This window comes from Paenibacillus terrae (assembly GCF_005217525.1).
In the GTDB taxonomy this organism is placed as follows: domain Bacteria; phylum Bacillota; class Bacilli; order Paenibacillales; family Paenibacillaceae; genus Paenibacillus; species Paenibacillus terrae_C.
The window spans coordinates 639,823-652,018 of record NZ_PNXQ01000012.1; the positions used below are offsets into that span (position 1 = coordinate 639,823).

Sequence of the window (12,196 nt, forward strand, 5' to 3'; positions counted from 1 at the left end):
TTTTACATAATTAACAGGCGGTTGAATAGTCATATTTGCCCAAAAACAAACAAAAAAATGTAACTATGGTCGTAGGCTATTAGATGTAAGCTTGATGTAAAATCATCAGAGCATGAAAATGAATATCTCATTCCTTCTTTTAAGACTATTGTAAAAAAGAAGGAATGAAAGTAGTATAAGGAATGTCGCTTTCCATGTACTTCCTAATAAGTTGTTTATATTAAGTACAAATGTGGCCTTCAATATACATAAAAAAGGGGAAAAGGCTTTTATGAATCAGGATTTACTTTCCAAAGAAATGAGTTCGCAGGCAGGAGGAGAAAACAAACAGGAGCTTGCTTCCGGCAATGGGAAAGCTGGCACAGCAAGGAATCCGATAAGTCGACTATTTGATTTTATTTCGGGCGTATTTACTTCAATCCTGCCCGCACTGATCGGGGCGGGAATCATTCAGGTGATTGCTTCTGTCTTGTTGTATCTGGATCTTCATTCTAATTTTAAAATTTTTACAATTGTAATGTACATTGGCGGATTAGTATTTTATCTTTTACCCATTTTGGTAGCTGTAAGTGCAGCCAAAAAGCTTGGCAGCAATATATTCATTGCAGCGGTCATCGGGGGCTGCTCATTTTTTCCCGGCCTTACAGAAATGCTGAAGTCCGCTAAAGAGATCAGCTCGACCAGTTTACCAGTGGCGGAGCCGAGGTATATTTCTTCCTTTATACTAATCCTGATTGCTGTTTGGCTTGCAGCGAAGATTGAGCAAGGGTTGGGCAAATTTAATCGCTATGCCATAAAGCTGATTATTGTCCCCACGTTGACGCTCATGATTATCATGCCGTTATTGCTGTTTGTTTTCGGTCCTCTATGGACTAAACTTGCTCATACGTTGTCGGAAGAGTTTTCTTCAATGTTTTTTTTCAATGGGGAAGTTGTTGCAGGTTTGCTGTTTGGAGGCACGTTACCTCTGCTTCAATTTACGGGCATGCAATATATGATGATAAACGATATGTTGGAATCCATTGCTGCGATGGGATATGATTATATTGCTCCTGTCATAGTGGCGGCGGTTATGGCTCAAGCGGGGGCGGCGTTCGGCGTATGTATTAAATCCAAAAATGCCAAAGTCAAGGTGCTGGCCGCCTCTACAGGCCTTCTGGCTTTGCTGGGAATCCTTGAACCGGCCATGTATGGTGTGAATGTACGTTTCAAAAAGCCGTTTTTTGCCGCATTGATCGGCGGGGCTATTGGTGGTGCGTTTATGTGTTTTTTTGAAACAGCGCTCACAGCTTTGTCAGGCTTATTCGGACTAATGACTTTACCGTTGTATACTGATTCCACCCTTGTGTACGCCGTTTTGGGAATAGTAATTTCGTTTGTGACGGCTGGTGTAATTACGTATTTTATGGGCTTTGCGGATGAACAAGAGGAACACTCCAAAGGAGCAACTGCATCTGGCATTAGCACAGCTTCGGACTTGGTTGTGGAAAAGAGTGCAAACAGTTAGGAGACTTCAATTAAACCGTCGCAGGATGTGTCATTCCACACATTGGGCAAACATGTTTTCTAACTTCAAAAGCGGATACGCGGCAGCACCATCATGCTGATTAACGTAAGTGATTTGGTGTTGTAGCTCGCCTAGGTACCTTATGAAAGTGTTTACAAAAAAAACTTGTCAGCTCAATTCTTATATGATATTATGATGGCAGTTATTCAAAACTGCACATTCGTGGGTTGTTACTGAACATATCAGGCAAAACCATAAGCAGGCACTAAGTGTCAGTTTTGGTATTGCCTTTTTTTACTACTCCAAGCGGCCTAAGGTGATGGAATGAAGATAGCAAAGGTGCTGAATAACAATGTCGTAACGGTCATTGATGAGCAGCAGAAAGAATTAGTCATTATGGGAAGAGGCATTGCTTTTAAAAAAAGTGCAGGCGATGAGATTGATGAAGGGCATATCGAGAAAATCTTTAAGCTTGAAAGCACCGAGGTTTCCCGCAAACTGATGACCCTGATGTCTGATATCCCTATTGAATATGTTGAAATTTCTGATGAGATTATTCAATATGCCAAAACGATACTCGGTGTGGAATTGCATGACAGCATCTATATTTCGCTGACGGATCATATCCATTTTGCCATAGAGCGTTATCGTTTGGGGATGGATATAAAAAACGCCCTTTTCTGGGAAATCAAACGAATGTACCGCAAGGAGTTTTCGATTGGGACCAAGGCACTGCACATGATTCAGGACAAGCTGGGAGTTACGCTTCCGGATGATGAAGGAGCCTTCATTGCTCTGCATCTGGTGAATGCTCAGCTCAACAGCGAAATGCGCGAAACGATAGCCCTGACTAATATCGTCAAGGATATCATGAACATTGTAAGCCGCTTTTTTGTAATGGAGCTGGATGAAGAGTCGTTAAGCTACTACCGCTTTATTACACATCTCAAATTTTTTGCTCAACGGGTAATGAATGGGACCCCTGTACAAAATGCAGATAATTCCCTTCATGATATGGTTAAGGTGCAGTACAAGAATGCCTATGCCTGTGCTGAAAAAATAAGAGATTATACGACTAAAATCTATGGTCGGAGCTTGTCCCAGGATGAGATGCTATATCTCACCATTCATATCGAGCGTATCATTAAAAATCAATGATTTCATGGATGATCAGGGATTTAGGATTGCTACTTCCAAACCAGAAGGCAAAACCTGAATGCTGAAAGAAGATTGGCTTTTTATAAAGCTGTCTGCTTTCTGTATTCAGGTTTTTTTATTGCCAATTTACGCATTTTATACCTTAAAAGAAAAGAGGAAACCCTCATGGATCGAAATCAATTATCCAAAGAGATACTTACACTGGTCGGTGGTGAAGAGAATGTTGAGCAGGTAGTTCACTGCATGACTCGTCTGCGCTTCAATCTTCATGATGATAAGAAAGCTCAGAAGGAGCAGCTGCAAAAAACGGATGGCGTTATGGGAGTGATGGAGAGTGGTGGTCAGTTTCAGGTTATTATCGGTAATGATGTAGCTAACGTGTACAAATCGTTGGTGAGCAACATGTCCAAGGTACCACAAAGTGAAACAGGCGTAAGCAATGCATCCAAGAAAAAACAAAACCCGATCAGCAGTCTGTTTGACTTTATAGCGGGTATGTTTACACCTATTTTGCCGGCGATCACCGGTGCAGGTATGATCAAAGGGATCATTGCTCTATTAGTGGCAATGAACTGGATGTCCGATAAGAGCCAAACCTATACGATTTTAGCGGCCATAGGTGACGGAGCATTCTACTTCCTGCCGATTATTCTGGCTGTGAGTGCTGCTAGAAAACTGGGAAGTAACATGTTTATCGCGGCTGCGATAGGTGCCTCTATTTTGCATCCGACGATTACGGCATTGCTGGCATCCAATGTGAAGGTCAGCTTTATCGGTCTTCCGGTGACGGCGGCCACTTATTCTTCGACCGTTATTCCAATCGTTATTGCGATCTGGGTGGCGTCCTATGTTGAAAAATTTATTGATAAGTATACGCATGCATCACTGAAGCTGCTTGTTGTTCCGACACTGACTCTGTTGATTATTGTACCTTTGACGTTGATTGCTGTAGGGCCGTTGGGCTCGATTATTGGTAATGGCTTGTCTGGCGGTATCTCTTGGTTGTTTGAAAATACAGGTGCCCTTGCAGGCTTGCTGCTTGGCGGTACTTTCTCCCTGATCATCATGACAGGTATGCACTACGCGTTGGTTCCGATCATGATCGGTTCTATTGCAACGTTGGGCTTTGACTATATGATTCCGATTATGGGAGCAGCCAACCTGGCTCAGGCTGGTGCTGCACTGGGGGTATTCTTAAAATCCAAAAATGACAAAGTCAAGACAGTGGCTTTCTCCACGAGCTTGACAGCTATTATGGGTGTAACCGAGCCTGCAATGTATGGTGTAAACATGCGTTTTAAAAAACCATTTACGGCAGCGCTGATCGGGGGAGCCATCGGCGGGGGCTTCATGAGCTTGTTTGGCACAAAAGCGTATGTCATAGGTGGATTGGTTGGTTTGCCTGGTCTGGCGATGTTTATTGGACCGACTTTCTTGTACGCAATCCTTGGTCTCGTGATTGCTTTTGTGGCTGCTACAGTGATTACCTATTTCATGGGCTTTGAAGATGTGAAGGAAGAAGAAGTACCACAAGCATCTGCAGTAGCTGGCGGAGATACCTCTTCTGGGGAAGTAGGTCAATCTGCTGTGACCTCACTGCCAAAAGGTGAGAAAATCCCGGTATACAGCCCGATTATGGGTGAGGTTAAGCCGCTTAGTGAAGTCAATGACCCTGCTTTTTCTCAGGAAATCATGGGTAGAGGATGGGCTATTGAGCCATCTGAAGGTCGAGTTGTTTCTCCAGTTGTAGGTACCGTATTCTCCATTTCCAAAAGTGGACATGCCGTAGGTTTGGTGAGTGATGCCGGGCTTGAAATGCTCATACACGTTGGGATGGATACGGTTAAGCTGAAAGGCCTCTATTTTACCCCTCATGTGAAAGCAGGGGATCGAGTAAAGGTAGGCGATCTCTTGCTGGAGTTTGATCTGGCGGAAATTCGCAAGGCTGGTTACGAAACGATTACACCTGTTATTGTTACAAACGTAGCTCAGTTTAGTGAGCTGGAGCCTGCTGGAAATGAGCATAAAGTGGTTAAGGAACAGGAGCTTTTTTATACAGTAATCGTCTAACGACAATAAAAGATTTTACGTATAATCTAACATCAATCGTTGGATTCTAACCAAAGGCAAGTCTTCGAAACAGGAAGACTTGCCTTTTTGCGTTTTCAATGTAATCCCCCAAAGCTAAGCGGGCTTCAACCCATTTATTAAAACAAAACCTACAAAAATAGTTGGTATTGTGATATAGTAATTAACGGATTAAAGGGTCATTTTATAAAATATCATCTATCTGGAGGAGATAACATATGGATACCTTGTTTATTATTTTAAATGTGCTTGTGCTGCTTGCACTGCTCGGCGTGTTGGTCTGGATGCAGAAAAAGCACATTTCCTTTACAAAAAGGGTATTTGCCGGACTGGGCTTCGGGCTGATTTACGGGGCTATTCTTCAATACGCCTATGGTGCGGGCTCAGAGGTCATTACGAAATCAGTCGATTGGTTCAACCTCGCAGGCAATGGTTATGTTCGTTTGCTGCAAATGGTAGTTATCCCGCTCATCATGGTGTCGATTATTTCAGCCATTATGAATTTGAAGGGAAGGCAGAACCTTGGCAAAATAAGCGTGTCCATCATTGCTGTACTGCTGATTACAACGGCTATTGCCGCTTCGGTCAGTATTGTGACCAGCTTGTCGTTCGATCTTAAAGCGATTGAGATTCAAAATGGGGAGAAGGAACAAGCACAGGGCTTGAAGATGGAGGAGCGTCTTGGAACAGTTCAGGATATGACGATTCCACAGCAGGTGCTGGAATTTATTCCATCCAATCCTTTTGAGGATATGACGGGAGCTCGTCGTACTTCGACGCTGGCAGTAGTGATTTTCTCGGCTTTTATCGGGGTGGCCGTGCTTGGACTGGATCGTAAAAAGCCAGAGCAGGCGCAAACCTTCCGTAAAGTAATTGATGCCGTGTACGCTGTAGTGATGCGGATTGTGACGCTGGTGCTGAGATTGACGCCTTACGGTATTTTGGCGCTGATTACTAAAGTTGTAGCCACGACGAATCCGGATGAAATCTTGAAGCTGATCAAGTTTGTGCTCGCTTCTTATGTGGCCCTGTTGGTCATGTTCGTCATTCATCTTATTTTGCTGGCTCTGTTCGGCTATAACCCGGTAACGTATGTGAAAAAAGTATTGCCTACGCTGGTTTTTGCCTTTACATCCCGTTCCAGTGCGGCTACGATTCCGCTGAATGTTGAAACGCAAACGAAAAAGCTGGGTGTATCGGACGGCATCGCGAATCTGTCTGCCACCTTGGGAGCGACCATTGGACAAAACGGCTGTGCAGGTATATATCCGGCCATGCTGGCGGTCATGATTGCGCCAACCGTGGGCATAAATCCCACGAGCTGGGATTTTATCCTCACGCTCATTCTAGTCGTTACGGTCAGCTCCTTCGGCGTGGCGGGTGTAGGCGGTGGTGCCACCTTCGCTTCCTTGATCGTGCTTTCGACCATGAACTTGCCCGTAGCCTTGGCGGGATTGCTTATTTCGGTTGAGCCACTAATCGATATGGGACGCACAGCGCTGAATGTCAATGATTCCATTACAGCAGGACTCATTTCAGGCAAGGTGCTCAAGGAGAATGATCAGGACGTGTTCAACGACCACGGCATGGATTTGGATGCGGCGGCACGCTCCTGATTGGGATGATAGAAACTCTCCACGTAGTCTAGGGGCAGGTTTTAGAGGGAGAAGTATCTGCGTGCATATTAATGCTCAGAGTCGGCCATCAGGCCGGCTCTTTGTTTGGTTTCATCGCAATGTAATTATAGCTGTTCACAAATCCTGATCTGTGATACATTAAAATAATGTTTTTCCGGCTTACTCCGGATGAACCGCGGTTCGCAACCATCCCGCGCTATCAAAACTAGGAGGCTTTCATGTTTAATTTGCTATGGGGGGCAGTCTTTGTCCTCGTCAATTTTATGTTCTTTTTGTTATGTTATCGTTTGTTCGGTAAAAAAGGGCTGTACGCCTGGATTGGTGTGGCTACCGTACTTGCCAACATTCAGGTCACCAAAACCATTGATTTGCTCGGCATTACGACGACATTGGGAAATACAATGTATGTCTCTATGTATATGGCCAGCGATTTACTGAATGAGAAATACGGGCCTAAAGAGGCGCGTAAAGCGGTGTGGTTCGGATTTTTCACCTTAATCATGACGACGTTAACGATGCAGATGGCGCTGGTGTTTCAGCCTAATGCAACCGATTTTGCCCAGGCGCCCATGCAGCAATTATTCGGACTATTACCAAGACTTGCACTTGCCAGCCTGACGGCCTATGCGGTTAGCCAATTGCTGGACGTTCGTCTATACTCATGGATTCGCAAGTTTTTCCCGGAACGTCACCAACTCTGGATTCGCGGCAATGGCAGTACGATGATTAGCTCGTTTATGGATACGCTCATTTTTTGCAGCATCGCCTTTTACGGCTATGAATGGGGAATATGGCTGGAGCTACTGTTCACCACCTATATTTTAAAATTTGTACTAACTGCGGCGGGTACACCGATATTGTACATCGCACGCAACTTCCGCTTTGCAGAAGAGGAGGGGCAGACGCTCAAGCCGTAATTTGGCTTGGGGTTGCTCCTCCTTTTTTTGTATAACTAATGTAATTGTTCAATGAAGCTTACAGTTGCTTATATTGAAGTATAGAGATCGTCAGATGAAATGTAAGATTGGAGACTATGTAAGGAAAAAAACAAACCTTGTACTATAAAGGAGGCTACAGGAATGATGCAGTTTATCCCATGTATCCGGTGTAAAATTCGTTATGTGACACAAAGGGCTAGAGAAAATTTTATGGCAGAGAAAATGGTAGGAGAACCCTTGCTATGCCTGCATTGTATTAACGAACTCACAGGTAAAATAATAAATCAGTCCAGGAGCCTTGTTTATCCACATGAGGTTGAACAGTCTAATCGGCAGCAGCATATTCCGAGGTCGTCTATTGAGGGGTGTAGACCCTGTATGAAGAAACAAGGACGATGAAGAGATCAAGTACGTCGCTACAGTTAAAACATCCAATGCTTCACTTATATTGATATCGTCAGGAAGGTGGTTTGCTCCAAGGTCAAGTTGTCACGGATTCAAATCGCCATAATCGTTGGAATGGAATAATAAACTGGAGGTTTTTAAGAATGGGAATAACGAAAAACAAAAAAATGTTGATTAAAGGTGCGGGCAAGTTTATGGCTAAAATTCCGAATAGTGATGAACTCATCACGATTGGAACACTGAACAACATGCTTTTGGACATCCAACTGGATATGCAGGATATCGAGGGTGGAGATTCCAGTGTGCCCTTGGATGCATTGCTTCGTAAAAAAACGATTGATATTACAGCTCAAGATGCCAAATTTGACTTAAATCTGGTCCGTCTCGTCCTCGGTTCCAAGCTTCGTGAAGGTGTTAGCGGAGCGTCTTACCGACTGACAACGGAAACCGTGACGGTTCCAGGGGAATCCCCATACCAGGTGCTGCTCACAGAAGCCGCAGCGACAAGTCCTGCTATGAAGGCTTACGAGGATGTAATTACAGGCACAGATGTAACCACAGAAGTTACCGTGACAGGTAATAAGGTGGTGTTCGATGCAGCGTTGGCCGGGAAAAAAGTAGTGATTGTCTATCCTGTCGCTTTGAGTGAAATTCAGCAGGATGATGATGGATTTGTGTGGGAGCTGGAAGAGAAGCACGTTATTCAGGAAGTAAACGGGAAGTGTGAGGCAGAGCTTGCCTTTGGTACCTCGCTGCATACCACGCCTGAAATTTCGGTGCGTACGCTAACAGGAAACAAGCTGCTTAAACGGCTGCTCACTGGAACCCCTACAGAGGAGCAATTCCTTGTTGAAGGAGGCAAGCTGATTTTCAATGCAGCGTTGAAGGATGTAGCCATTTATGTAAACTACAAACGCAATGAAGTGGTGGATGTTCTGGATATTTCGAGCAGGGATTTACCGTTGACGGTTCACCTGGTTCATGATGGCCGTTTTGAGCAAAAGGACGGTTCTGTGCAAGGATACCAAACGGAATTGTATCAATGTCGTGTGAAATCCAATTTCACCATTGATGCTCAGCGCCAGCAGGCGTCTACGCATAGTGTAACCTTGACAGTCATTGACCCGGAACGCTTTGATCACAAGCTCGGCACGATCAAGCGTTATGAGATTGCAACAACATCTGCTAACAACTGATATGTAAGGATGTGTTTTCGGAATGAATGAAAGAGAGTTCACCGTTCCATCTAAAAATGAGCCTTCCAAGTCAGATACGGTGGTAGAAAGTACAAAGAAGGTTTTGACAGAAGAGGAAGCACAGATCAAAGAAAAAGCTTTCTTTGAAGAAGATGAAAAGGTGCGTCTCCGTGACGGTAAAACGTATTATTTGCCTCCGCTTGGGTTAAAGGATGCGCGTAAGCTGATTAAAAAGCTGAACGCTATTGATTCCGGCATTATTATTGCAAATCTGATTCCAGATGACCCGGAAGGTGCGGATCGTTATCATGAGCTGTTGGATGTGCTGATGATGGGCTTTAAACCTTACTATAGCTGGATGACTCCCGAGCACCTGGAAGAGTATGTTGATCTGGAAACGGCCAAGCAAATTATTGATGCCATGATTGGTCTGAATGGAATAAAAAAGTCCATGTAGCCACTGAGGATGAGGAACTGGAGTATGACCGGCAAGCTCCCATTGATTGGGCGAACGTCTTTTTTAAGCTGGCTCATTATTGTCACCTGGATAAGCATCAGGTTTGGGATCTTACGCTCCCCCAGTTGGGCTACTATCTGGAGCAGTGCCATGATCATATCGAATTTACCATTAAAGTTTCCTCTATGTCTGCCAGTGAATTATGGAGTGGGACTGGTGGAAAGGATCGTCCGGAGATCCGCCGTACAGACCGTAAACAAGTCGGGGAAGACGGATCATATATGAGCGGCTATAAAATAGCGGACGAAGAAGATATGGTATTTCTGGCTAATATGCTTGGATGAACAACACTCCTGCTCTGCTCCGTAAGGAGGAGCGGGAGTTTCATTTTATAAAAGGCGGTGAATGTATGGGCAATATAGAGGTTGATGTGCTTGTGGAGCTACAGGCATTTATTCAGACACTAAGGCAATCTTCTAATGTAGAGAAGCAGGGGCTGGTTTTACGCTTCGGGTGTTTGGAGGAACACAAGCACACATTAAGCACCTTATTGAATTGTAGGACAAGGTCCGAAGTAAACCAGCAAAAACCAGATCAGCTATCCGCAGATGAGAGTCAAAGTCTGCAACATGATATGAATGGTAAAACGAAGTCGCTGACCTTCCCCATGAATGAATATATGAGAAAGGTGCAGAGGGATCAAAGCAGGAAGACGCTAAACGCTGAAATAGCAGATATACGAACAGGCTCTATGGAGTATATCCGTATGCGCAAGCACCAAGCTCAGGACTTGCAAGGTGTACTCCGTCATCAGCGTACATTTCATATGCCAGAAGGCGTAACGGAGCTAACCAGAAATGAATATCTGACACGTGCAAACATGCATCCATCGTACACGATCAACTCCGGTGACGTCATCGTCCATATGACATTGCCTAAGGTCACGAATGACGTAAGTCCGACCCAACTGGAAGCGATCGGTAACAGACTGGGAAGAGGTCTTAAAAACGGTAGAGCCGGAAGCTTACGGGATCAGCTTCTTATGAATCCGACCACTGCTTATCGTAGTAGTACGTCATATTAATCCTTACTCTGTCGCACCGGAGCAAACATCATTTTTAATGACAGGAGGTATACATTTTGACTCAGCAAAGTTCCCATAAATCAGAAGATGTGTTCTACAAAAAGCGACTATTTTACGATAACGGAATTCGTTTTGTCGAGGTTAAGGCCAAACTAATCAGCGAATACAAGCCACCGGCTCCCCATCTGAAATCTCATGTTCATGAGACGTTTTCCTACTCAGCAGGCTTGGTCAACCGTGGAACCTCACATTATACAGCGAGCCTAACGCTGCTATTCTACAGTAAAAAGGAATACGCGGACTGGCTGTCTTTTATAGGCTCAGAGCACAAATACTATGATGAAAAAGGCACGATTTATCTGGGGATTGTGACAGGTAGACCGGATATTCAAACGGCAGAGCTGGAGACTAAATATATCATCCAAGTCCAAATGTCACTTATTCGCAAACAAGGTGATGAATACCGCTGTAAAAATCAATTCATCGACCTCAAGGGCCATTGGGCATCCAGCTATATTGAGGAAATGGATCAGCGTGGTATGGTTGCCGCCACAGCAGATGAAGGCGAGGTCAGCCCTTATTTTAGACCGGACGAGGGCTGTACTCGGGCAGAGGGAATCACCTTTTTGATGAGGTCCTACAGGTATGTGGACCGGATTCTAAGGGGGTATTGAGATGAAGCGCTGGATTGATATAGATCCGCTGGATAGGTTTTATCGAGATATGTTAGATATGGCACGTTTGGGTCTGGATGCCCACAACGAGCACAGCTTTATCGAGGGGATGCCCTACGACACTTTTGAACCAGGACATGAACGCATAATCAAGCGCTTTGTAACGTTCGATGGTCAGCAGGAATTTGCCATTCCCGGCTATCAAATGCATATTGAAAACCCGGTTTCTGTTTTCGTCGCTGGAGTTCAGGTACAGCCTGAAAGAGTGGAAAACGAAAAAATAACGATGTCCCATCCTTTATCCAGTGGACTTGAGGTGGTATGTATCGCTTATGGCAGACCCGCTTATCAGGAGGATGGCTGTGTTCATAGGCCTTATGTTGAGACGGATGAAAGTGCGATTTCCCTTCCTTCTGCGACCTTGTCCATGGCGGCTGATGATCAGGGCCAAACGAAAAATCAGCCGGAGACGGTCACAGTTCTGGGAACCAAGCTCAAGCGGTTGTCTGTGAAAATCCAATCGGAAGAAGATCCAAAGGAAGTGATTAAGAAAGCATTTGGCTTCAGACAGGATGTATTTGCGATCTACCGAGGAATTGTGTATCTCCCCTTCAACTATAACGGATTTCCCGTGCTTGTCGGATATAACTATCGGGAAGCCGGGAGTGTGCAATTCAAACAGGAGACCGTCGTTGTCAGCACTGACCACGCTCGTTATCATGATCGTTTCTTTCCGAATGTTCGTATGAAACGAGCACAGTTTCTTGTGCTTCTGCAACAGATGCGGGTGGATATCTATAACAGATTTACCGACCGTGGATTGGAGAGCAGTACGTATCCACCGAGAACCCTGCTGGACCGAAGCTCTTTCTCAGGCCAAGGGTATGAACAGGACGTTATGGACTTGGTGAGCGAGCAGTTTCTGGATGGAAGCTACGTATTTCCGCTCTATGAAAACAATATGCTGGAGCCGGAAAAATGTATTACACGTGCAGAAGCCGTCGTATTTTTAAACCGATTCATAGAATGGGCCCTAGAAAAATTCAGATAGG

General features: G+C 44.7%; 11 protein-coding genes. All 11 read left to right on the forward strand.

Annotated elements, in window-relative coordinates; translation table 11 throughout:
• Nucleotides 1-271: 271 nt before the first annotated feature.
• The 11 genes from C1I60_RS13085 to C1I60_RS13140 all read left to right on the forward strand — a co-directional run bounded on the left by C1I60_RS13085 (nucleotide 272) and on the right by C1I60_RS13140 (nucleotide 12,195).
• On the forward strand, nucleotides 272-1,507 hold the full coding sequence (locus C1I60_RS13085) for a PTS transporter subunit EIIC (protein ID WP_137062090.1): 1,236 nt from the start codon (nucleotides 272-274) through the stop codon (nucleotides 1,505-1,507).
• Between the two features lie 324 nt (nucleotides 1,508-1,831).
• Nucleotides 1,832-2,665 (forward strand): BglG family transcription antiterminator LicT, encoded by an 834-nt coding sequence (gene licT, locus C1I60_RS13090; protein ID WP_044644666.1) that lies wholly within the window; start codon nucleotides 1,832-1,834, stop codon nucleotides 2,663-2,665.
• A gap of 165 nt (nucleotides 2,666-2,830) precedes the next feature.
• Nucleotides 2,831-4,735, forward strand: coding sequence for a beta-glucoside-specific PTS transporter subunit IIABC (locus tag C1I60_RS13095; RefSeq protein WP_137062091.1), 1,905 nt, complete (start codon nucleotides 2,831-2,833; stop codon nucleotides 4,733-4,735).
• Nucleotides 4,736-4,971: 236 nt separating this feature from the next.
• The gene (locus C1I60_RS13100; RefSeq protein WP_137062092.1) at nucleotides 4,972-6,369 is read left to right on the forward strand and encodes an L-cystine transporter; all 1,398 of its coding nucleotides are present in this window, start codon (nucleotides 4,972-4,974) and stop codon (nucleotides 6,367-6,369) included.
• A gap of 239 nt (nucleotides 6,370-6,608) precedes the next feature.
• The gene (locus C1I60_RS13105; RefSeq protein ID WP_137062093.1) at nucleotides 6,609-7,307 is read left to right on the forward strand and encodes a queuosine precursor transporter; all 699 of its coding nucleotides are present in this window, start codon (nucleotides 6,609-6,611) and stop codon (nucleotides 7,305-7,307) included.
• Between the two features lie 569 nt (nucleotides 7,308-7,876).
• A complete protein-coding gene (locus tag C1I60_RS13115; RefSeq protein WP_137062095.1) occupies nucleotides 7,877-8,929 on the forward strand; it encodes a YomU family phage tail tube protein in 1,053 nt (350 codons plus the stop codon).
• Nucleotides 8,930-8,951: 22 nt separating this feature from the next.
• On the forward strand, nucleotides 8,952-9,386 hold the full coding sequence (locus C1I60_RS13120) for a DNA polymerase III subunit gamma/tau (protein ID WP_137062096.1): 435 nt from the start codon (nucleotides 8,952-8,954) through the stop codon (nucleotides 9,384-9,386).
• A 125-nt stretch (nucleotides 9,387-9,511) separates the two neighbouring features.
• Complete coding sequence (locus tag C1I60_RS13125; RefSeq protein WP_137062097.1) at nucleotides 9,512-9,730, forward strand: hypothetical protein; 219 nt, start codon at nucleotides 9,512-9,514, stop codon at nucleotides 9,728-9,730.
• A 65-nt stretch (nucleotides 9,731-9,795) separates the two neighbouring features.
• The gene (locus C1I60_RS13130) at nucleotides 9,796-10,470 is read left to right on the forward strand and encodes a hypothetical protein (protein ID WP_137062272.1); all 675 of its coding nucleotides are present in this window, start codon (nucleotides 9,796-9,798) and stop codon (nucleotides 10,468-10,470) included.
• Nucleotides 10,471-10,526: 56 nt separating this feature from the next.
• Nucleotides 10,527-11,144, forward strand: coding sequence for an S-layer homology domain-containing protein (locus tag C1I60_RS13135; RefSeq protein ID WP_137062098.1), 618 nt, complete (start codon nucleotides 10,527-10,529; stop codon nucleotides 11,142-11,144).
• Nucleotide 11,145: 1 nt separating this feature from the next.
• Nucleotides 11,146-12,195 carry a hypothetical protein gene (locus C1I60_RS13140; RefSeq protein WP_137062099.1) on the forward strand — a complete coding sequence of 350 codons (1,050 nt, stop codon included), beginning with the start codon at nucleotides 11,146-11,148 and terminating at the stop codon, nucleotides 12,193-12,195.
• The last annotated feature ends 1 nt before the right edge of the window (nucleotide 12,196 follow it).

What these genes read in the sequence shown, in the direction of transcription:
- C1I60_RS13085 (WP_137062090.1), top strand. Translation starts at nt 272, where the DNA reads ATGAATCAGGATTTACTTTCCAAAGAAATGAGTTCGCAGGCAGGAGGA.
- licT (WP_044644666.1), top strand. Translation starts at nt 1,832, where the DNA reads ATGAAGATAGCAAAGGTGCTGAATAACAATGTCGTAACGGTCATTGAT.
- C1I60_RS13095 (WP_137062091.1), top strand. Translation starts at nt 2,831, where the DNA reads ATGGATCGAAATCAATTATCCAAAGAGATACTTACACTGGTCGGTGGT.
- C1I60_RS13105 (WP_137062093.1), top strand. Translation starts at nt 6,609, where the DNA reads ATGTTTAATTTGCTATGGGGGGCAGTCTTTGTCCTCGTCAATTTTATG.
- C1I60_RS13140 (WP_137062099.1), top strand. Translation starts at nt 11,146, where the DNA reads ATGAAGCGCTGGATTGATATAGATCCGCTGGATAGGTTTTATCGAGAT.
- C1I60_RS13100 (WP_137062092.1), top strand. Translation starts at nt 4,972, where the DNA reads ATGGATACCTTGTTTATTATTTTAAATGTGCTTGTGCTGCTTGCACTG.
- C1I60_RS13120 (WP_137062096.1), top strand. Translation starts at nt 8,952, where the DNA reads ATGAATGAAAGAGAGTTCACCGTTCCATCTAAAAATGAGCCTTCCAAG.
- C1I60_RS13130 (WP_137062272.1), top strand. Translation starts at nt 9,796, where the DNA reads ATGGGCAATATAGAGGTTGATGTGCTTGTGGAGCTACAGGCATTTATT.
- C1I60_RS13115 (WP_137062095.1), top strand. Translation starts at nt 7,877, where the DNA reads ATGGGAATAACGAAAAACAAAAAAATGTTGATTAAAGGTGCGGGCAAG.